Origin of the sequence: Agrobacterium radiobacter (genome assembly GCF_040801995.1) — a bacterium.
Taxonomy (GTDB): domain Bacteria; phylum Pseudomonadota; class Alphaproteobacteria; order Rhizobiales; family Rhizobiaceae; genus Agrobacterium; species Agrobacterium radiobacter.
In genome coordinates this window covers 1,801,351-1,821,370 of sequence record NZ_JBEGHX010000001.1, presented here as the reverse complement: position 1 = coordinate 1,821,370, position 20,020 = coordinate 1,801,351, and the positions used below count along the sequence as shown (strand labels likewise).

15 protein-coding genes are annotated in these 20,020 nt (G+C 59.1%); 7 read left to right on the top strand and 8 right to left on the bottom strand.

Annotated features, from left to right (window positions below):
• Positions 1 to 129 precede the first annotated feature (129 nt).
• Positions 130 to 1,269, top strand: a complete 1,140-nt coding sequence (locus MRBLRC7O_RS09135) for a GGDEF domain-containing protein (RefSeq protein ID WP_080866319.1) — start codon at positions 130 to 132, stop codon at positions 1,267 to 1,269.
• Between the two features lie 35 nt (positions 1,270 to 1,304).
• On the opposite strand, the gene MRBLRC7O_RS09130 is transcribed toward MRBLRC7O_RS09135, so the two are convergent.
• The 3 genes from MRBLRC7O_RS09130 to MRBLRC7O_RS09120 all read right to left on the bottom strand — a co-directional run bounded on the left by MRBLRC7O_RS09130 (position 1,305) and on the right by MRBLRC7O_RS09120 (position 6,174).
• Positions 1,305 to 1,490, bottom strand: coding sequence for a type II toxin-antitoxin system antitoxin (locus tag MRBLRC7O_RS09130; protein WP_020011319.1), 186 nt, complete (start codon positions 1,488 to 1,490; stop codon positions 1,305 to 1,307).
• 216 nt (positions 1,491 to 1,706) lie between these two features.
• Positions 1,707 to 5,195, bottom strand: a complete 3,489-nt coding sequence (gene carB, locus MRBLRC7O_RS09125) for a carbamoyl-phosphate synthase large subunit (protein WP_080866318.1) — start codon at positions 5,193 to 5,195, stop codon at positions 1,707 to 1,709.
• A 157-nt stretch (positions 5,196 to 5,352) separates the two neighbouring features.
• A complete protein-coding gene (locus MRBLRC7O_RS09120; RefSeq protein ID WP_162690747.1) occupies positions 5,353 to 6,174 on the bottom strand; it encodes a LytTR family DNA-binding domain-containing protein in 822 nt (273 codons plus the stop codon).
• 92 nt (positions 6,175 to 6,266) lie between these two features.
• Here MRBLRC7O_RS09120 and MRBLRC7O_RS09115 point away from each other — a divergent pair, with 92 nt between their 5' ends.
• Together MRBLRC7O_RS09115 and ypfJ are read left to right on the top strand one after the other, a co-directional pair.
• A complete protein-coding gene (locus MRBLRC7O_RS09115; protein ID WP_004430441.1) occupies positions 6,267 to 6,755 on the top strand; it encodes a DUF2306 domain-containing protein in 489 nt (162 codons plus the stop codon).
• Positions 6,756 to 6,853: 98 nt separating this feature from the next.
• Positions 6,854 to 7,786 carry a KPN_02809 family neutral zinc metallopeptidase gene (gene ypfJ / locus MRBLRC7O_RS09110; protein ID WP_004430442.1) on the top strand — a complete coding sequence of 311 codons (933 nt, stop codon included), beginning with the start codon at positions 6,854 to 6,856 and terminating at the stop codon, positions 7,784 to 7,786.
• Positions 7,787 to 7,816: 30 nt separating this feature from the next.
• Here the strand turns inward: ypfJ and MRBLRC7O_RS09105 are convergent, their stop codons facing one another.
• Complete coding sequence (locus MRBLRC7O_RS09105; protein ID WP_004430443.1) at positions 7,817 to 8,296, bottom strand: DUF2938 domain-containing protein; 480 nt, start codon at positions 8,294 to 8,296, stop codon at positions 7,817 to 7,819.
• 306 nt (positions 8,297 to 8,602) lie between these two features.
• Positions 8,603 to 10,693: a methyl-accepting chemotaxis protein McpU gene (gene mcpU / locus MRBLRC7O_RS09100; RefSeq protein ID WP_080866317.1), complete on the bottom strand. Its 2,091-nt coding sequence runs from the start codon at positions 10,691 to 10,693 to the stop codon at positions 8,603 to 8,605.
• A gap of 328 nt (positions 10,694 to 11,021) precedes the next feature.
• Here mcpU and MRBLRC7O_RS09095 point away from each other — a divergent pair, with 328 nt between their 5' ends.
• Positions 11,022 to 12,419, top strand: coding sequence for an MATE family efflux transporter (locus MRBLRC7O_RS09095; protein WP_020808732.1), 1,398 nt, complete (start codon positions 11,022 to 11,024; stop codon positions 12,417 to 12,419).
• 38 nt (positions 12,420 to 12,457) lie between these two features.
• Here MRBLRC7O_RS09095 and carA read toward each other — a convergent pair whose 3' ends face one another.
• A complete protein-coding gene (gene carA, locus MRBLRC7O_RS09090) occupies positions 12,458 to 13,663 on the bottom strand; it encodes a glutamine-hydrolyzing carbamoyl-phosphate synthase small subunit (RefSeq protein ID WP_004430447.1) in 1,206 nt (401 codons plus the stop codon).
• A gap of 335 nt (positions 13,664 to 13,998) precedes the next feature.
• Between carA and MRBLRC7O_RS09085 the strand changes: the two genes are divergently transcribed.
• Positions 13,999 to 14,451 carry a GatB/YqeY domain-containing protein gene (locus MRBLRC7O_RS09085; RefSeq protein ID WP_004430448.1) on the top strand — a complete coding sequence of 151 codons (453 nt, stop codon included), beginning with the start codon at positions 13,999 to 14,001 and terminating at the stop codon, positions 14,449 to 14,451.
• A 285-nt stretch (positions 14,452 to 14,736) separates the two neighbouring features.
• On the opposite strand, the gene MRBLRC7O_RS09080 is transcribed toward MRBLRC7O_RS09085, so the two are convergent.
• A complete protein-coding gene (locus MRBLRC7O_RS09080; RefSeq protein WP_004430450.1) occupies positions 14,737 to 15,066 on the bottom strand; it encodes a BrnA antitoxin family protein in 330 nt (109 codons plus the stop codon).
• A complete protein-coding gene (locus tag MRBLRC7O_RS09075; protein WP_004430452.1) occupies positions 15,029 to 15,286 on the bottom strand; it encodes a BrnT family toxin in 258 nt (85 codons plus the stop codon). Before MRBLRC7O_RS09075 ends, MRBLRC7O_RS09080 begins: the two co-directional genes overlap by 38 nt.
• A 221-nt stretch (positions 15,287 to 15,507) precedes the next feature.
• On the opposite strand from MRBLRC7O_RS09075, the gene dnaG reads away from it, so the two are divergent.
• Entirely contained in the window at positions 15,508 to 17,493 is a 1,986-nt protein-coding gene (gene dnaG, locus MRBLRC7O_RS09070) for a DNA primase (RefSeq protein ID WP_112539518.1), read from the top strand.
• A 393-nt stretch (positions 17,494 to 17,886) separates the two neighbouring features.
• Positions 17,887 to 19,941, top strand: a complete 2,055-nt coding sequence (rpoD, locus tag MRBLRC7O_RS09065; protein WP_003494761.1) for an RNA polymerase sigma factor RpoD — start codon at positions 17,887 to 17,889, stop codon at positions 19,939 to 19,941.
• Positions 19,942 to 20,020 lie beyond the last annotated feature (79 nt).

Here is a 20,020-nt window from a genome sequence, read left to right as displayed (position 1 = left end):
TGGAGATTTATTTCAATAGGCGAATATTAACTTACAGTAGTATAATTTATGGATTATTTATATGTTATTTTTATTAAAATTTTATACTTAATATTATAATTAAGTCCTCCGAATTTATATGGACAAATCATGTTGGGTGAGCTCGACCTTACGACAGTCATATTGATGCAAAAGTGTTCCTACATCGTTGGGCTTTTGAGTTTTATCTACCTGAAAATGACCAATCGCGATTTGCGCGGTCCCATTCCTCTCGCGGCGGGTTTTGCGACGATGACGATTGGCTCCACGCTTGCCGGTTACGGAGAATGGGGAATATTGTCGCCGGCCTTGTGGCAACTCGGCAGTGTCGTTTTTGGTATTGTGGGCTATGCGCTGATCTGGCTCGGCTTGAAAACGTTGAGCGATGGACGCGCCGTCGACCGGCGAATCCTACTCTTTGTGTGTTTTATCACCGTGCTGGCGATGGTTGTCGCGTATCAGGTGGCGGACAATAATGCGCTTCGCGCGGCGCTCTTTAATGGCTGCGCGTCGCTGGCCTATCTCGCCGGGGCATTGGTGCTTCTTGAAGGATGGCGCAGGGAGCCGCTGCTTTCCCGTCTGGCGCTGGGTGCGATTACCGGCGTCTCCGGTCTCATTTCGCTGGCGGTGATGAAAAGCGTGCTTTTCCCGGCTTATGCCGCCCTCAATCTGGTCAATGCGTTTTTCTTCATCATCATGCTGAACTTTGCCATCGCCCTGTTCGTGATGATGCTGGTTGCCGAGCGGTCGGAACGGAAACTGCTGGTTCTTGCCAATACGGACCCCCTGACCGGCGTCAAGAACCGACGCTTCTTCTTCCAGGCCATGCCTGCGACGCCTCATCCCACTGACGCGGCCATGTTGCTGGATATCGACCACTTCAAGTCGATCAATGACCGTTTCGGCCACGCCGTCGGCGATAGCGTGCTGCAGGAAGTGGCGAAGCGCATCGGCGGCAGCATTCGCGGTGGGGACGTGCTGGCGCGCTACGGTGGTGAGGAATTCATCATCTACCTGCCGGGCGCCGGCGTTCACAAAGCCTGCATGATCGGCGAACGCATTCGCGATGCGATTGCGGTCAGCGAGGTCGACTGCGGCGGTCTGCGTGTCGGCGTGACGATCAGCATCGGCGTTGCCGCCACCGGCGACATGCGTTGCGATCTCCAGACGCTCGCCGAAATGGCGGATCGTGCGCTTTACCGGGCAAAGACCGAAGGGCGCAACTGTGTCCGCGAGGCGCTGGCGGCCTAGGGGCATCCTCGTTTCTGCGGCTGGCAGCTTGCGGCTCAGCCGCTCGGCGCACTCGCATCCATCGCGGCGCGATGCCGTAGGGCCTCTTTCAACAATATCTCGATCTGGGCATTGATGCTGCGCAGTTCATCGCTCGCGGTGTGGCGGATTTCATTCAAGATTGCGGGTTCGATCCGCAGCGGAAAAGCCACGCGCTCCGGGCCTGGCGGACGTCCAGCCATGATTTAACCCTGCAGCTTCAAGTTCAGGGAAATCATGCGACCGCTGGCGGGAGCGGATTTTTCAGGTGTAGGAAAAGACATCATGGGCCTCGCGTGGGAATGATGTCTTTTTGATACCCGCAACGGATTGCAGCGGGATTACGAGATGCAAAACGCCGCGGACATGGCGATCCGCGGCGTTTTGTTTTCAATCTTGCGGACTTTTTCCGCAGAAACTTAGTTGAAGTAGCTCTGCAGCGGCTTCACTTCCAGATTGCCGGCCTTCAGCGCCTTGATGGCGAGGGCTGCGGCTTCCGCACCGGCCATCGTCGTGTAGTAAGGCACCTTCTGCATCAGCGTCGCGCGGCGCAGCGACTTCGAGTCAGAGATCGCCTTGTTGCTGTCGGTGGTGTTGATGACCAGCTGGACCTGACGGTTGCGGATGGCGTCTTCGATATGCGGACGGCCTTCCTGCACCTTGTTGATCTTTTCGGCGTTGATGCCCTGTTCAGCGAGGAAACGCTGGGTGCCGCCGGTTGCCAGCACCTTGAAGCCGCTTTCCACCAGAATGCGGATGGCCGGCAGAACGCCTTCCTTGTCGTCGTCACGCACGGAAACGAAGACCGTGCCGGAGCGCGGCAGGTCGACGCCGGCGCCAAGCTGGCTCTTGGCGAAGGCAAGCGCGAAATCCGTGTCGAGGCCGATGACTTCGCCGGTCGAGCGCATTTCTGGTCCGAGCAGAATGTCGACGCCGGGGAAGCGGGCGAAGGGGAAGACCGCTTCCTTGACGGCAATGTGCTTCAGGTTGCGCGGATCAGGCTTTTGGCCATAGGCGGCAATCGCCGCATCGAGCTTTTCACCGGCCATGACGCGGGCGGCGATCTTGGCGATCGGCGCGCCGATGGTCTTCGCCACGAAAGGCACGGTACGCGAGGCGCGCGGGTTGACTTCGAGAACGTAGATCGTGCCGTCCTTGATGGCGTACTGAACGTTCATCAGGCCGCCGACGTTGAGCGCCTTGGCAAGAGCCGTCGTCTGGCGTTCCAGTTCGTCGAGCGTTTCCTTGCTCAGCGAACGCGAAGGCAGCGAGCAGGCCGAGTCGCCCGAGTGGATGCCGGCTTCTTCGATATGTTCCATGATGCCCGAAACGAAGACGTTTTCGCCGTCGCACAGCGCATCGACGTCCACTTCGACGGCGTTGGTCAGGTAGCTGTCGAACAGAAGCGGGTTCTTGCCGAGCAGGGTGTTGATCTGGCCGGTCTTGTCGTTCGGGTAACGCTGCTTGATGTCCTCAGGCACGAGGCCCGGAACCGTATCGAGCAGGTAGGTCTGCAGCTGGCCTTCCGAATGGATGATCTGCATGGCGCGGCCACCCAGAACGTAGGACGGACGCACGACCAGCGGGAAGCCGATTTCGGAGGCGACGAGGCGTGCCTGCTCGACCGAATAGGCAATACCATTGTTTGGCTGGGCGAGATCGAGCTTCATCAGCAGCTTCTGGAAGCGGTCGCGGTCTTCGGCAAGATCGATCATGTCAGGCGCGGTGCCGAGGATCGGGATACCGTTCTTTTCCAGCGCTTCGGCAAGCTTCAGCGGAGTCTGGCCACCGAACTGCACGATGACGCCGACCAGCTCGCCGCGTTCCTGCTCGGCGCGCATGATCTCGATCACGTCTTCGGCCGTCAGAGGCTCGAAATAGAGGCGATCGGAGGTGTCGTAGTCGGTGGAAACCGTTTCCGGGTTGCAGTTGATCATGATCGCTTCGAAGCCGGCATCCTTCAGCGCGAAGGCGGCATGGCAGCAGCAATAATCGAACTCGATGCCCTGGCCGATACGGTTCGGGCCACCGCCGAGGATGACGACCTTCTTGCGGTCGGAAACCTGCGCTTCAGAGCGGGCAGCACCGACGAAGGGAATTTCATAGGTCGAATACATATAGGCGGTGGGCGAAGCGAACTCGGCCGCGCAGGTATCGATGCGCTTGAAGACCGGACGGACGTTGAGGCTGTTGCGCAGCTCCGCCACTTCCTTCGGGCGCTTGCCCGTCAGAATTGCGAGACGGGCGTCGGAAAAGCCCATGGCCTTCAGCATGCGCAGGTTCTCGGCGTCCTGCGGCAGGCCCTGCTCGCGAATACGGGCTTCCATATCCACGATTGCCTTGAACTGGGCGATGAACCAGGGGTCGATCTTCGAGTTTTCGTGAACTTCTTCCGCTGTCATGCCCATGCGCAGCGCCTGTGCGACCATGCGCAGGCGATCCGGCGTTGGCGTGCCGATGGCGGCGCGGATAGCGTTCTTGGAGCCTTCGCCTTCCTCAAAGCCGGGGATTTCGATTTCATCGAGACCGGTGAGGCCGGTTTCCATGCCGCGCAGCGCCTTCTGCAGCGATTCCGCGAAGGTGCGGCCGATGGCCATGACTTCACCGACGGACTTCATGGCGGTGGTGAGGATCGGGGAGGCGCCGGGGAATTTCTCGAAGGCGAAACGCGGGATCTTGGTGACGACGTAGTCGATCGACGGTTCGAACGAGGCAGGCGTCGCGCCGCCGGTGATGTCGTTTTCCAGCTCGTCCAGCGTATAACCGATGGCGAGCTTGGCGGCGATCTTGGCGATCGGGAAGCCGGTGGCCTTGGAAGCGAGAGCCGAAGAGCGCGAGACGCGCGGGTTCATTTCGATGACGACGAGACGGCCGTCCTTCGGATTGACGGCGAACTGCACGTTCGAGCCGCCGGTCTCAACGCCGATCTCGCGCAGCACCGCGATGGAGGCGTTGCGCATGATCTGGTATTCCTTGTCGGTCAGCGTCAGCGCTGGCGCAACCGTGATCGAGTCGCCCGTGTGGACGCCCATCGGATCGATGTTTTCGATGGAGCAGATGATGATGCAATTGTCCGCGGTGTCGCGGACCACTTCCATCTCATATTCCTTCCAGCCGAGAACCGATTCTTCGACCAGCACTTCTGTCGTCGGCGAAGCGTCGAGGCCGCCGGAGACGATGTCGAAGAATTCCGAGCGGTTATAGGCAATGCCGCCGCCGGTGCCGCCGAGCGTGAAGGACGGGCGAATGATGGCGGGCAGGCCGACATGGTCGATGGCCTGGGCGGCGATTGCCATGGCGTGCGCCATGTAACGCTGCTTGCGGTCTGTTTCGCCGAGGTTCCACTGGTTTTCGAGGTCGTCCAGCGCCTTGTCGAGGTCGGAGCCGGAAAGCTTGCCCTTCAGCTCAGTGCGGGCGGCTTCGTGTTTCTTGCGGTCGGCGTCCTTGATTTCGGTCGCATTGGCGAGCATGGACTTCGGCGTTTCGAGGCCGATGCGGGCCATCGCCTCGCGGAAGAGGGCGCGGTCTTCGGCCATGTCGATGGCTTCGGGCTTCGCGCCGATCATTTCCACATTGTAGCGGTCGAGAACGCCCATGCGCTTGAGAGAAAGCGCGGTGTTGAGCGCGGTCTGGCCGCCCATGGTCGGCAGAAGCGCGTCCGGGCGCTCCTTGGCGATGATCTTGGCGACAACTTCAGGCGTGATCGGCTCAACGTAAGTGGCGTCGGCAAGGCCGGGGTCGGTCATGATGGTGGCCGGGTTGGAGTTGACCAGAATGACCCGGTAACCTTCTTCCTTCAGCGCCTTGCAGGCCTGCGTGCCGGAATAGTCGAATTCACATGCCTGACCGATGACGATCGGTCCCGCGCCGATGATGAGGATGGACTTGATATCTTGGCGCTTCGGCATGGGCTCTCTCGTTCCGCTTTTTGGTTGCGCAAAACACCAGCCAGGGTGAAGGATCACCGGCCGGGGCGCGCAATTCAAAGTTTTCAGGCTAGAAGCGGCTTATAGGCAAATGTTTTTGAGAACGGAACCCCATAAATTCCGGAATCGACAGAAACTCTTAACGGGCTGGGGCAAGGGCCGCAAAACGGGCCTGCACCGCTGCATTATAAGAGCGGCTGACGGGGATTTCCGAACCGTCCCTTGTCATGAGAAGCAGACGGCCCGCCTGTTTACGCAGCGCGACGACATCGGCATCGGCGATCCAGTGCGACCGGTGTACCTGCAAGCCCTGCGTCTCGCCAATCTCTTTCAGAGCATCGGCAAAACGCAGCAGAACGAGCTGACGCCCGCGCGTGGTGACGATCTGCGTATAATGGTCCTGCACCGAAAGCCGCAGCAATTCTCCGCGCTTTTGCGGTGGCAGCCGCTCCAGCAGCGGCGCGACGCCTTTCACCTCACGCTTGGTATCATCGTCTGTGTCCGTAACGGCGTTGGCCGTTGTTTCGAGCGACTGGCCGGTGGTGAGATAACTCAGCAGGCAGAAGATGGCACAGAGAGGCAGGGCCGACAGGCTGCTTTCTAAAAAGGGGTCGAAACCCATTTCCTTGCCTGAAAAGACCCGGTTCGTGATGGTAAGCAGGAGCCCGATCGGCAGGGCGGCCGTCAGCGAGCCGATCATCATGCGCGTCAGCATGTTTTCGATGCTACCGGCGAGGATGCTGTTGGCGATGATGGAAAAGGATATCGCGAATGTCCAGGCGCCGGCCTGAATGATTGTCCAGTAAAGCAGCCGGTCGGCGAAACTCATGGTTTCGCTCGTGCCGAAAGGCCCGGTCACGATGAAGATCGACAGCACGGCGAGAAATGTCAGCCACAGCCTGCGCGATTGCAGGACGGCGTGCATTTCACGAAGCGTGGATTGCAGATACGGGTGATCCACGAAGTTTTCCTGCGGTTGGCGTCAATCCGTTTTTCTTGAGCGCATGTTTTGCCGAAATTGCCGGTGATTTCAACCGAGCCGAAACAGCAACCATGTCATTCCAGCCATTGTTAGACGCACCGCTCGCCGTGCAATTCCATGTCGCCACCGTCGTGCCCGCAGCCATTCTCGGCGCCTTCATCTTCCTGCGCCCCAAGGGAACCGCCATCCACCGGCTGCTCGGCAAGATCTGGGTGATGCTGATGGTCACGACTTCCGTTTCGACGTTCTTCATCCATGAATTAAGGGTGTTTTACGGTTTCAGCCCGATCCATCTGCTCTCCGCCTTCACCCTCTATGGCTGTCTGCAATCGGTCTATTTCGCGCGACGCGGCGATATCAGACGTCATATGCGCATCATGCAGAGCGTTTATCTCGGCGGCATCGTTGTTGCCGGAGGTTTCACCTTCGTTCCCGGTCGCCTCATGCATGAGGTTGCTTTTGGTGATGGCAAAGCCGGTTTTGCGGCCCTTTCCGCCGGCGCTCTCGTGTTCGCCGTCCTGTTTCTGACCGTATTGAAACAAAGACGCAGAGCCGCTTGAGAGACTCCGTTCGCCGCCTCTGCTTTCTTCCGGAACAAGATGTATTATAGTGCCGTTATATGGCAGCTTGTTAAGGCGGTATCCGCCGGGAGAATAGCATGGAATGGAGAGGGCGCCGCCAGTCGGACAATATCGAGGATCGGCGTGGCATGTCGGCGGGATCGGGGCCAGGCGGTAACGATCCTTTTTCCCGTGGCGGAATGCGCGTGCCGATCGGGCGTCGCGGTGGCGGCATCGGTATCGGCGGCATTGTAGTCATCCTGCTGATCAGCTGGGTGCTTGGCATCAACCCGCTGACGCTGCTTACGGGTGGCGACATCTCGATGGACGGCGGTGGCACGACGCAACAATCCGGCACCCAGCAATCCGGCACACGCCCGCAGGGCGAATCGTCGGACGAGACGACGGCTTTCGTGCGCACCGTGCTGGCTGAGACGGAAGATACCTGGAGCGGCATCTTCCAGTCCGCCGGGGAGACCTATCAGAAACCGACGCTGGTTCTGTTCTCCGGGCAGGTGTCATCCGCCTGTGGTTATGCCTCTGCCGCCAGCGGCCCGTTCTATTGCCCGGGTGACCGCAAGGTCTATCTCGACACCAGTTTCTTCAATGAACTGGACAAGCGTTTCGGTGCGGCCGGCGATTTCGCACAGGCTTACGTGATTGCACATGAGGTGGGCCACCACATCCAGAACCTGACCGGCGTTCTGCCGGAATTCAACCGCCGCCGCCAGTCCATGAGCCAGGTGGACGCGAACAAGATGTCGGTGCGAGTCGAGCTTCAGGCGGATTGTTATGCCGGCATCTGGGGCAAGTTTACCGAACAGAAGGGCATTCTCGAAACCGGCGACCTCGAGGAAGCGCTTAATGCCGCCCACCAGATTGGCGACGATACGCTGCAGAAGCAGACTCAAGGCTATGTTGTGCCTGACAGTTTCAACCACGGCACCTCGGCACAGCGCGCGGAATGGTTCAAGCGCGGTTTCCAGAGCGGCCGTGTCGAGGATTGCGATACGTTCTCGGCGAATATCTAAGGAGAGGGGGCTTTTCAGCCCCCTTTTCATTCAACGCATCAAAAGCGCTACGGCATACATGCCGAGGGCGAAGATGGTATGGGCCACGAGGTTGAGGACGCGAACCTTCGTGGGGTTCGGCGTTTTCGATGCGGCCCAGCCAATGCCGAGACCCGGCTGCAGCAGGAACCAGCCCGCGCCCACCGTTATGATGCCGATGATCCACGGCTCAATGAAGGACGGGTTTGCAAACCACGCGGCCGGGACCACCAGCGCAAGAATGATGCCATAGAGAATGCCGACGGCGTAATGCGAAATCCAGCCGACCGCGAGCTCATGCTCGTAAGGTGCCGCCGTGGCGATGCTGTCGTGAAATATCCTGCCCTTCGGCACATGCCAGAACCAGCGGCCGACCGGCGCCCAGTTGGGGGCGGACTGGCCAAAAAACCGGTGCAGTATGATTGCCCATATGTCCATAAACACGGTACCGCCAATGCCCATGGCAATGCCGCGCCAAATCAAATCCAGCATAGATCCCTCCGCAAATCATGATCGATCAAGCTCTAGCGGATCGGGCCGGTAGAGAGAACCGGGTATCGTTCGCGCGGCAAATAAAAATGGCCGGATCGCTCCGGCCATGAAAGAGGTTGAAACCTCTCCTCCGTCATGCCGGTCCCCGGAACAAGCCCGAGGATGATCCGGCATCCAGCCACGGCGCGTCTGCGCCGTGGGGAATGAGTCTTTCGCGATCAAGGACTTGATCGCGCTGGACCCCGGATCAAGTCCGGGGTGACGGCGTTTGTATGCTTTGCCTCCGCCAAACGATCAGGCGGTTCCTTAAGCAGCACGCCCATATTCCGCCTGCCGCCGCGTGGCCGTGGCGAGCTGGAACTGTGCGAGCAGATCGTTAAGCGCCGCCGCTTCGGACGCCAGCCCATGACTTGCCGCCGTCTGTTCCTCGACCATCGCGGCATTCTGCTGCGTGCCCTGATCGATGGTGTTGATGGCGGTGTTGATTTCCTGAAGCCCGGTCGACTGCTCGCGCGACGAGGTCACGATGGCGTCGATATGACGGTTGATCTCCTGCACTTCGCGGACGATGGTTTCCAGCGCCTTGCCGGCATTGCCGACGAGATCGACGCCGGACTGCACCTGCGATGTCGAGGCGTTGATCAGCGTCTTGATTTCCTTCGCGGCATTGGCGGAGCGCTGGGCAAGCTCGCGCACTTCCTGTGCGACGACGGCAAAACCCTTGCCCGCCTCACCGGCGCGGGCGGCTTCCACACCGGCATTCAGCGCAAGCAGGTTGGTCTGGAAGGCGATCTCGTCGATCACGCCGATGATGTTGCTGATCTCCGACGATGACTTTTCAATGCCTTCCATGGCGCGCACGGCATCTTCCACGATGACGCCTGATTGTTCGGCATTGTTGCGGGCGCGATCGACCAGACGGCCGACTTCTTCCGCACGGCGGGCGGAATCCTTCACCGTCGTGGTGATTTCCTCAAGCGCCGCCGCCGTTTCTTCCACGGAGGCTGCCTGCTGTTCGGTGCGCCGTGCGAGATCATCCGCCGACTGGCGAATTTCTCCGGCGCCGGCATCGATGGCGCGGGCATTCTGGCCGACGGTGCTGAGCGCTGCGTTCAGCTTGGCGACGGAATTGTTGAAATCGTCGCGCAGGCGGTCGATGCGGGTCACGAAGGGCGTGTCGATGCGATAGTTGAGATCGCCGTTCGAAAGATGAGCCAGTCCCTTGGCAAGCGAATCGACCGCGAACTGGATGTCCGCCGCGTCTTTTGCCGCCAGTCTCTCGCGGTCGCTGCGTTCCTGTTCGGAAAGCGTGCGGTTCTGCTCGGCATCGCCTTCGAGGCGCAGACGTTCCATGGCGTTCGACCGGAACACGGCAACCGCTGCCGCCATCGAGCCGATCTGGTCGGTGCGCTCCTGACCGGGAATGGCGACATCGAGATTGCCGGCTGCAAGGCCTTCCATGGCCGAGGTCATCTGCGTGACGGGGCGGACGATGAAGCGTGAAAGGACGGTTGCGAGAAGTCCGATCATGATCGTGGCTGCGAGGATCGTGGCGATGGTTGCCGCCAACCGGAACTGGCCGATTGCGCTGTAGGCAACATCGGAATCGACGACGAAACCGAGATACCAGTCAACCGAGGGCAGGCCGGCGACCGGAATGAAGCTGGTGATCTTGCCCTTGCCGTCGATCTCGGTCTGGGAAATGGCGGAGGAAATAGCCGGTGTGTCGACCTTGAAGAGGTCGGCCAGCGGCTTGTCGACGAATTTCGGATCGGGATGGATGAGGATCTTGCCATCCTTGCTGACGAGGAAAGCGTATCCATCCGTGCCGGCATCCACCGACTTGATCATCTTCACCAGCGAATCCAGCGAGAAGTCACTGCCCGTCACGCCGGCAAGCTTGCCATCGATGGAAACGGGAATGGCGGCGGTGATGATGAGGCCGCCGGTCGATGCATCATTATAGGGTTCGGTCAGGACGGTCTTACCGGCTTTCACCGCATCCAGATACCACGGGCGTTTGCGAGGATCATAACCCTCAGGCAGTGGTGTTTTCGGGAAGGTGGTGAAGCTGCCGGTGTCGGCATTGCCGAAATAGGTCGACATGAACTGGGCGGTGAGAACGTCGTTTTCCAGAAACCGCAGCTTGGCCTCGTCATCAGGCAGCTTGGCGAGCGTCTTTGCCACCGTTTCGGTCAGCATGATGCGGCCATTCAGCCAGTTGGCGATGCTTTGCGCGGCCTGCTTGCCGGAAGAATCGATATTCTCCGCCACCGCTTCCGTCGTGACCCGGTGCTGAAGACTGTCGATGTAGAAAGAGAAACCGGCAAAGGCGGCGACGACAAGTGACGACGCCGCAACGAGAATGCGCGTCATGAGATTGGTTTTTTTGGGCAAGCTACACGTCCTTGAAACCGGGTGAACCCGTTCGGCTCATCTTGGAAAATGGTGGGAAAGACATGCCTCAAAGGCGGGAATATTCTGCGTCATGCAGCTTGTGGTTTAGAAGAACTACGCGATATTCTAATAAGTAAAGCGAAATGGTAAAATTCAGCTAAATTTGTCTTATGTCAGTCGGGCTCGGCCGCGGCGCGCCAGATTGCCGTTTTGCGTAAATTTTGATCATCGATCTGCAAAGGTTGCGTGCAGGAAGGGAATATTTTATTCATCACCATGCTGCCGTTGCGCAATTCGCGGGCAACGGCCAAGGTTCAGGTGAATTACAATGTCTTCGTCGGTTGTTGCAGGAACCGTTCCGTCCGGATCGGGGTCGTGGTTTTCGCATTTCAAGGCTACGCTTGTGCTGGGAATTCCGCTCATCGGCGCTCAGCTCGCGCAGCTTGGCATCCACACCACTGACATGATCATCGTCGGCCAGCTTGGCGCCGAAAAACTGGCGGCCATGGTGCTGGCCGGGCAGTTCTTCTTTGTCGTCTTCATTTTCGGCTCTGGTTTTTCCGTCGCCGTGGTGCCGATGGTGGCGCAGGCCTATGGGCAGGGTGATGCGACGGCGGCGCGGCGCTCGCTGCGCATGGGCATGTGGGTGGCGATTGCCTACTGGCTGCTTGCCCTGCCGATCTTCTTTAATGCCGAGCGTATTCTCGTTTCGCTCGGGCAGAACCCCAATGTTGCGGCGCTGACCGGGCATTATCTCGCCATCGCCAAGTTCGGCCTCCTGCCGGCGCTATTGTTTTACGTGCTGCGCAGTCTCGTCAGCGCCATCGGGCGTGCGGGCATCATTCTTTATGTCACCATCATCATGCTCGTGATGAACGGCGTGCTGGCCTATATGCTGGTATTCGGCCATTTCGGATTGCCGGCGATGGGCATGAATGGTGCGGCTGTCGTTGCCGTCATCGTCAATGCCTTCAGCTTCATTTTCATCGTCGCCTATGTGCAGACGCGCGAGGAAACGAGGAAATACGAGCTGTTCGTGCGCTTCTGGCGGCCGGACTGGCACGCGCTTTTTGAAGTGCTGCGGCTTGGTCTGCCGATCAGCATCACCATTCTCGCCGAAGTGACGCTGTTTGCCGCCGCCTCGATCCTGATGGGGCAAATCGGCACCGTGCAGCTTGCGGCGCATGGCATTGCCTTGCAGCTTGCTTCCATCGCCTTCATGATCCCGCTCGGCCTGTCGCAGGCGGCGACCGTGCGGGTGGGCATCGCCCGCGGTCAGGGCGATTTCAAGAATCTCATCCGCGCCGCCATCATGATTTATGCGATCGCCTGCGGTATTGCGATTTGCGGTGGCATCCTGTTTGCGGCCGTGCCGGAATTTCTGGCGAAGTGGTTCCTGGATGCGAAATTGCCCGAGGCGGCGGAAGTGCTTGCCTATGCCAGCAGCCTCGTGGTGATCGCCGGTATCTTCCAGCTGGTCGACGGCATTCAGGCTGTGACGGCAGGTCTGCTGCGCGGATTGAAGGATGCGCGCATTCCGGCGATGCTGGCGCTGATTTCCTATTGGCCGATCGGGTTGGCGCTTGCCTGGATCATGGCTTTTCCGCTCGGCTTTGGCGGACGCGGCGTCTGGTTCGGTTTCGTGATCGGTCTTTCGACGGCGGCTGTTCTGCTCACCATTCGCTTCGTGCTTCTGGTGAAGCGTGAAATGCAAACGGCCCGCTGAAAAGCGGGCCGCATAATCTTTCCTGATCTCCGGAGGTATCAGCGCTCGGCGAGCGCTGCCTCACCCTTGTTCTCGCGCAGCAGGTTGACGAAGCGGCGGAAGAGGTAATGGCTGTCCTGCGGGCCGGGCGATGCTTCCGGATGGTGCTGGACGGAGAAGACCGGCTTGCCGACGATGCGCAGGCCGCAATTGGTGCCGTCGAACAGCGAGATATGGGTCTCTTCGACGCCTTCGGGCAGCGACTTGGTATCGACCGCAAAACCGTGGTTCATGGAGACGATTTCCACCTTGCCTGTCGTGAAGTCCTTGACCGGATGGTTCGCGCCGTGGTGGCCCTGATGCATCTTTTCGGTCTTGGCGCCGACGGCGAGGCCGAGCATCTGGTGACCAAGGCAGATGCCGAAGATCGGCAGATCGCTTTTGATGAGGTTCTGGATAACAGGCACGGCATATTCGCCCGTTGCGGCCGGGTCTCCCGGGCCGTTGGACAGGAACACGCCATCCGGCTTCAGCGCCAGGATGTCTTCGGCCGAAGTCTGGGCTGGAACGACGGTGACTTTGCAATCCAAACCGGCAAAGAGGCGCAGGATGTTGCGCTTGACGCCGAAATCGACGCAGACGACGTGATACTTGGCATCGGCTTCACCGAGCGTGCCGTAACCCTTGTTCCAGACCCAGGGGGTTTCAGTCCAGGTGGAGGACTGGCCGGAGGTCGCTTCGATGGCGAGATCGAGACCAACGAGGCCGCTCCACGCCTTGGCTTCCGCCTTCAGCGCTTCGATGTCGAAGACACCGTTCGGGTCATGGGCGATGACCGCGTTCGGCGCGCCGTTTTCGCGAATCCATGCCGTCAGCGCGCGCGTGTCGATGCCGCAAAGGCCGATGACGCCGCGGGCCTTCAGCCAGGCATCCAGATGCTTGGCGGCGCGGAAGTTCGAGGGATCGGTGATGTCGGCCTTGAAGATGACGCCGACAGCGCCGCGGCGGGCGGCAGGCGTCAGGTCTTCAATGTCTTCCTCATTGGTGCCGACATTGCCGATATGCGGGAAGGTGAAGGTGACGATCTGGCCGAGATAGGAAGGGTCGGTGAGGATTTCCTCGTAACCCGTGAGCGCCGTGTTGAAGCAGACTTCGGCCTGAACCTTGCCGGTTGCGCCGATGCCTGTTCCCTCGATCACTGTGCCATCGGCAAGAACAAGCATTGCGGTCGGTTTGCGGGTAGTCCAGGGCGCTGTCTCGGTCATCTCGTTCCGTTTCTGCCGCTTCGCACCCCGCCTCTTGAAAGGCAGGGGGTAAGGGGCCATTTTTGTCGCAGGCTTCGTGACATAAAGGGGCGCGCGATAAAGCTCGCGTTCCGACCCTTCGTTAAAATCTCGTGCAGGTGCCGGAAAATAACGAAAGCAGCCCAAGCGGTCAACCGCAGGTCTAAGATTTACGCGGATTTAAGCTGTCGTAGATTCAATGGCTTATGCAATTGATTTGCTTGAGCGTGTTTGCTCGTTTATGTCGTTGCGAAAAATAAGGCGGAAAGTTTGCCGGTCAGGAAGCTGCGGAACGGGCTTTCCCAAGGAGAAGAAAAATGCTGCGCGACGTGTTCGCTAATACTTTGAAAGATGCGCTGAAGGCTCGTGACGCCCGACGTACATCGACCGTGCGTCTCATCCAGACGGCCATCAAGGATCGCGATATCGCCAATCGCGGCGTGGGCAAGGACCCCGTCAGCGATGAAGATATCATGCAGATCCTGACCAAGATGGTAAAGCAGCGGGAAGAATCCGCCACCATCTACGAAGGTGCCGGCCGTCCCGAGCTTGCCGCTCAGGAGCGCGAGGAAATCGTCATCATCAAGGAATTCATGCCGGAAGAAATCCCGGCCGAGAAGGTGCGCGAACTCTGCCAGGCCGTCATCACGGAGACCGGCGCTTCCGGTCTGCGCGACATGGGCAAGTGCATGAATGCGCTGAAAGAGCGTTATCCGGGCCAGATCGACTTCGCGAAAGCCTCCGGTGTCGTCAAGGATTTGCTGAAGTAATTTTCGGTGCTCCGAAAAAGTAAAGGCAGGGCAGATGTGGGCTGCCCTGCCTTTTTTCTGTCGACGAAAACGCATTCCGGCGGATCAGAATGCTCTCAAGCGCAGGCGTTTTTTCGGGGGACGTGCCTGCGGGCGTCGGCAGATTTCTGCGAAAATTCATCGCTCTGTCTGTAAGTATGTTTTTACATCGCGGCTGCGTGGCACTCAAATTACAAAAACATAATTTTTGGTGAGGTTGCGGCGCCACAAATTTGCCCGAAGCAGGCGCAAAGGACGTTGCCACGCTTAGCCCTGCCGCTTTTTCTGCTCATGCACATAGTGGCGCAGGACGGCATTCATGCGGGTCTGATAACCTTTCCCGGTGGCCTTGAAGAAATCCACGACATCCTGATCGACGCGAATGGAAATTGACTGTTTGGGAGTAGGGAAAACCACTTCGGCCTTCGACCAGTCGATATCCTCAAAGCCGGCCCAGTCGGGATCGTCGCGCGTGGCGCGGTCAATATCCTCGTCGGTCAGGGCATCGACGCGTTTCCAGTCCGTTCGGTCGTCGCCCTTGGCGATCTTCTTTTGGATTTCATCCAGGGAATAGCTGACGGTAGGTTCTTCGCTCATTTTGTCTCGCCGCTCTTGCCGATATGATCCGGCACACGTCTCCACGCATCGTATACACAATTGCGATCAATGTGTCCGTTTCCGGACATATGGCCAGAACCCGGCTCTCTCCGTTTTGGTCAGATCTCTTTTCCAGATGGGGCATCGACAGAACTTTTGCCGCTCTCAGAAAGTCGATCCCGTGTTTCTCGATATTGATCAACCGCTTGTTTTCATCCATTCAAAGGAGATGAAATCCTTCATCACGATTTCCATGCGCTGCCTACAACTGATGTCAGTTCATAGGCACTCATGCACCGAGTATGTATATACACTCGTATATTCTTCTGTATATACACCAATGTCAATGCCGCCTGTGAATAGTGGGTATTGTTTATCTCTCCATTTTGTATTGCCGCTCTTATGCGCTTATATGAAAGACTGGCCTCGAACAGGTAACCCATGCGCTTTTCCAATCCTTTCCTCGATGAGATACGCGACCGCGTGCACATCTCCGATGTGATCGGCCGACGTGTGTCCTGGGACAAGAAGAAGACCAACACGTCGCGTGGGGATTATTGGGCCTGCTGCCCGTTCCATGGCGAGAAAAGCCCGAGCTTTCACTGCGAGGACCGTAAGGGCCGCTACCATTGCTTTGGCTGTGGTGTTTCGGGCGACCATTTCCGTTTTCTGACGGAGCTTGAGGGGCTGAGTTTTCCGGAGGCCGTGCAGCAGATCGCCGATATGGCCGGCATTTCCATGCCGCAGCCCGATCCGCAGGCGGAAAAGCGCGAGCGCGAGCGGACCTCGCTGCAGGACGTCATGGAAATGGCGACGCTGTTCTTTCAGGACCAGTTGCAGACCGCGCTTGGCGCGCGGGCGCGGGCTTACCTGCGCGATCGAGGGTTGACCGGGCGCACCATCGAGACGTTCCGGCTGGGTTATGCGCCTGATAGCCGTAATGCGCTGAAGGAGCACCTGGCAAGCAAGGGCGTGTCGAAGGAACAGATGGAAGCCTGCGGACTGGTGGTGCATGAAAACGTACCGGTCTCCTATGACCGGTTTCGCGACCGCATCATGTTCCCGATCCTGTCCTCGCGGGAAAAGGTGATCGCTTTCGGCGGTCGCGCCATGGCTTCGGATGCGGTGGCGAAATATCTGAACTCCAACGAGACCGAGCTCTTTCACAAGGGCAATGTCCTCTACAATTTTGCCCGCGCCCGGCGTGCGTCGCAGGCGGCAGGCGGTTCTGTCATTGCCGTCGAAGGTTATATGGACGTCATCGCGCTTTATCAGGCGGGTGTCGAAAATGCCGTCGCGCCGCTCGGCACGGCGCTGACGGAAAGCCAGCTCGATCTCCTCTGGAAGATGTCGCCGCAGCCTGTTCTCTGCTTCGATGGCGATGGCGCCGGCATTCGCGCCGCCAACCGTGCAGCCGATCTCGCCTTGCCGCATATCAAGCCGGATCGGTCGGTCAGCTTTGCGCTGCTGCCCGATGGCAAGGATCCGGACGATCTCGTGCGGCTGGAGGGGCGCGCGCCGTTCGACCGGGTGCTTTCGGAAGCCAAGCCGCTTGCCGCGATGATCTGGAGCCGGGAGACCTCGGGCGTCACGTTCGATACGCCTGAAAAACGGGCGCAGCTTGAAAGCCGTCTGCGCCAGATCGTTGCCGTGATTGCCGACGAGACGGTGCGCCGCTTTTACCAGCAGGATATGCGCGACAGGCTGAATGGCTTTTTCCAGCCCCGTTTTCAGTCTGGTGGCTCGCAGGGCGGGAATTTCCGCCGCGAAGGCGGTCAGGGCACTGGTCGCGGTTTCCAGCGCAATGCGCCGGGGCGGGGCGGGGCGATGGCCGCACCGGCCAGCAGCATTTCCGACCGGCTGACGCAATCCGGTCTTGTCAGGGGGCATCAGACCAAGCCGTCTCTCAGGGAAAGCGTTCTCGCCATCACCATCGTCAATCACCCCGAGCTGCTGCTGGAGGAATATGACGAGATCGCTGCTATCGATTACGAGAACCGCGATCTGCAGCGGCTGTGGTCGACGGTGTTGACCTACGCGGCCGAGAGTGCGGCGGATATATCGCGGGCAGGGCTGATCGACCGGTTGTCGCAGCAGGGTTTCGAGCCGCTTTTGAAAACCATGGATCAGCAGGTGCGTAATGCCCGCCTGTGGACGGCGACCGAACAGGCGGCGATGGAGGATGCGCGCGAAGGCTATGTGCAGGCTCTTTCACTGCACAAGAGAACCAAATCCCTGCTCTGGCAGAAACGGGAGCTGGAGCGGGAAATCGCCGAGGCGACCGATGATGAGCGTGGCACGCTTCTGGTGCGGGCGATTGCCGAGGTCCAGCTGGAAATCGGCCGCATGGAAAACCAGGAAGCGATCATCGATGGTTTCGGGGTCATGTCCGGCCGGGTGAAGGGGCCGGCTGTTGGCCATGGCTGATGATGGTCGGCAGAATTGAAAGGTGTTTGGGGTTGCCTTTTGCGGCAAGCGTCCTAAATAGGGGATAGTTTGGTGATAACCCGCAAAATGCGGCTCTTTTTAAGAATTTCCGTGTCTGTCTCGCCCGCAAAGGCTTGACGGGGCGGGAAATAGCGGGAATCACCATTTCAGGAAAAGTAAGGTGGAATGAGCCTTGGCGGATAGAAATTGCATGAGCAAGCATTTCCGGGTGCACTGTCTTTGCATTCTGCCTGAGGCTGCCGTGGTTAATCGGCAATTAAAGATCACTCCGTTAGGTGTCTGACAGTGATTCGCGGCAAACCGCTGGATGCTCAAGGGGCGGACGGCGATGCGGCGGAACAGGTGTTAGCGTCAGGGAAAGCGACGAGATAGATGGCAACCAAAGTCAAAGAAAACGAAGAAGCAGAAAACGAACGCGACGGTGCGACGGACGGCCCGCTTCTCGACCTTTCGGATGACGCGGTCAAGAAAATGATCAAGGCCGCCAAGAAGCGCGGCTATGTGACGATGGACGAGCTGAATTCCGTCCTGCCGTCCGAAGAGGTGACTTCCGAGCAGATCGAAGACACGATGGCGATGCTGTCCGACATGGGCATCAATGTCATCGAGGACGAGGATGCCGAGGAAGCAACCGCAAGCGACGACGACAGCGATTCCGACGGCGAAGAGTCCGAAGGTGGCGAACTCGCCCCCTCCGGCGGAACCGCGCTTGCGACCGCAAAGAAGAAAGAACCGACCGACCGCACCGATGACCCCGTGCGCATGTATCTGCGCGAAATGGGTTCCGTCGAGCTTCTGTCGCGCGAAGGCGAAATCGCCATCGCCAAGCGCATCGAGGCCGGCCGCGAAACGATGATTTCGGGCCTGTGCGAAAGCCCGCTGACGTTCCAGGCGCTGATCATCTGGCGCGACGAACTCAACGAAGGCACTACGCTTCTGCGCGAGATCATCGATCTCGAAACGACCTATTCCGGTCCGGAAGCCAAGGCGGCTCCCCAGTTCCAGAGCCCGGAAAAGATCGAGGCTGACCGCAAGGCCGCCGAAGAGAAGGAAAAGACCCGCAAGCTGCGTGCGCCGACCGGTGACGAGGATGTGACTGATGTGGGTGGCGATGGCCTTCCGCCGGAAGAGGAAGAAGAGGACGACGACGAGTCCAATCTTTCGCTTGCCGCGATGGAAGCCGAACTGCGTCCGCAGGTCATGGAAACGCTCGACACTATCGCTGACACCTACAAGAAGCTGCGCAAGCTTCAGGACCAGCAGGTCGAGGCGCGTCTTGCCTGCACCGGGACGCTGTCTTCCGGCCAGGAGCGTCGTTACAAGGAACTGAAGGATCAGCTGATCACGGCCGTCAAGTCGCTGTCGCTGAACCAGAACCGTATCGACAGCCTTGTCGAGCAGCTCTACGACATTTCCAAGCGCCTGATGCAGAACGAAGGCCGTCTGCTGCGCCTTGCCGAATCCTACGGCGTCAAGCGCGACAGCTTCCTCGAGCAGTATCACGGTGCGGAACTTGATCCGAACTGGATGAAGTCGATCGCCAATCTGGCCGCCCGCGGCTGGAAGGAATTTGCGCGCGAGGAAAGCAACACGATCCGGGAAATCCGCCAGGAAATCCAGAACCTCTCCACGGAAACCGGCATTTCCATCGCCGAATTCCGCCGCATCGTTTCGATGGTGCAGAAGGGTGAGCGCGAAGCGCGTATCGCCAAGAAGGAGATGGTCGAGGCCAACCTGCGTCTCGTGATCTCGATTGCGAAGAAATACACTAACCGTGGTCTTCAGTTCCTCGATCTCATTCAGGAAGGCAATATCGGCCTGATGAAGGCGGTCGACAAATTCGAATATCGCCGCGGTTACAAGTTCTCGACCTATGCGACATGGTGGATCAGGCAGGCGATCACCCGCTCGATCGCCGACCAGGCGCGCACGATCCGTATTCCGGTGCACATGATCGAGACGATCAACAAGATCGTTCGTACCTCGCGCCAGATGCTGCACGAGATCGGCCGCGAGCCGACCCCGGAAGAACTGGCCGAGAAGCTTGCCATGCCGCTTGAGAAGGTGCGCAAGGTTCTGAAGATCGCCAAGGAGCCGATTTCGCTCGAAACCCCCGTGGGTGACGAAGAGGATTCGCATCTCGGTGACTTCATCGAGGACAAGAATGCGCTGCTGCCGATCGACGCCGCCATTCAGGCGAACCTGCGCGAAACGACGACCCGCGTATTGGCCTCGCTGACGCCGCGTGAAGAACGTGTTCTGCGCATGCGCTTCGGCATTGGCATGAACACCGACCATACGCTGGAAGAAGTCGGCCAGCAGTTCTCGGTTACCCGCGAACGTATCCGTCAGATCGAAGCGAAGGCGCTGCGCAAGCTGAAGCATCCGAGCCGCTCCAGAAAGCTCCGCAGCTTCCTCGACAGCTAAGCTTTTGCTTCCTTTAAAATTGAACCCGGTCAGTCACCTCTGGCCGGGTTTTTTGTTTCCCGCACTGGCGAACTCTGCG

Excerpts from the sequence above, each read along its gene's own strand:
- MRBLRC7O_RS09080 (WP_004430450.1), bottom strand. The coding sequence starts at position 15,066 with ATGAGCGAAGAACCTACCGTCAGCTATTCCCTGGATGAAATCCAAAAG.
- ypfJ (WP_004430442.1), top strand. The coding sequence starts at position 6,854 with ATGGAATGGAGAGGGCGCCGCCAGTCGGACAATATCGAGGATCGGCGT.
- dnaG (WP_112539518.1), top strand. The coding sequence starts at position 15,508 with ATGCGCTTTTCCAATCCTTTCCTCGATGAGATACGCGACCGCGTGCAC.
- MRBLRC7O_RS09085 (WP_004430448.1), top strand. The coding sequence starts at position 13,999 with ATGCTGCGCGACGTGTTCGCTAATACTTTGAAAGATGCGCTGAAGGCT.
- MRBLRC7O_RS09130 (WP_020011319.1), bottom strand. The coding sequence starts at position 1,490 with ATGGCTGGACGTCCGCCAGGCCCGGAGCGCGTGGCTTTTCCGCTGCGG.
- MRBLRC7O_RS09135 (WP_080866319.1), top strand. The coding sequence starts at position 130 with ATGTTGGGTGAGCTCGACCTTACGACAGTCATATTGATGCAAAAGTGT.
- MRBLRC7O_RS09095 (WP_020808732.1), top strand. The coding sequence starts at position 11,022 with ATGTCTTCGTCGGTTGTTGCAGGAACCGTTCCGTCCGGATCGGGGTCG.
- carA (WP_004430447.1), bottom strand. The coding sequence starts at position 13,663 with ATGACCGAGACAGCGCCCTGGACTACCCGCAAACCGACCGCAATGCTT.
- MRBLRC7O_RS09105 (WP_004430443.1), bottom strand. The coding sequence starts at position 8,296 with ATGCTGGATTTGATTTGGCGCGGCATTGCCATGGGCATTGGCGGTACC.
- rpoD (WP_003494761.1), top strand. The coding sequence starts at position 17,887 with ATGGCAACCAAAGTCAAAGAAAACGAAGAAGCAGAAAACGAACGCGAC.
- MRBLRC7O_RS09075 (WP_004430452.1), bottom strand. The coding sequence starts at position 15,286 with ATGGATGAAAACAAGCGGTTGATCAATATCGAGAAACACGGGATCGAC.
- carB (WP_080866318.1), bottom strand. The coding sequence starts at position 5,195 with ATGCCGAAGCGCCAAGATATCAAGTCCATCCTCATCATCGGCGCGGGA.
- MRBLRC7O_RS09115 (WP_004430441.1), top strand. The coding sequence starts at position 6,267 with ATGTCATTCCAGCCATTGTTAGACGCACCGCTCGCCGTGCAATTCCAT.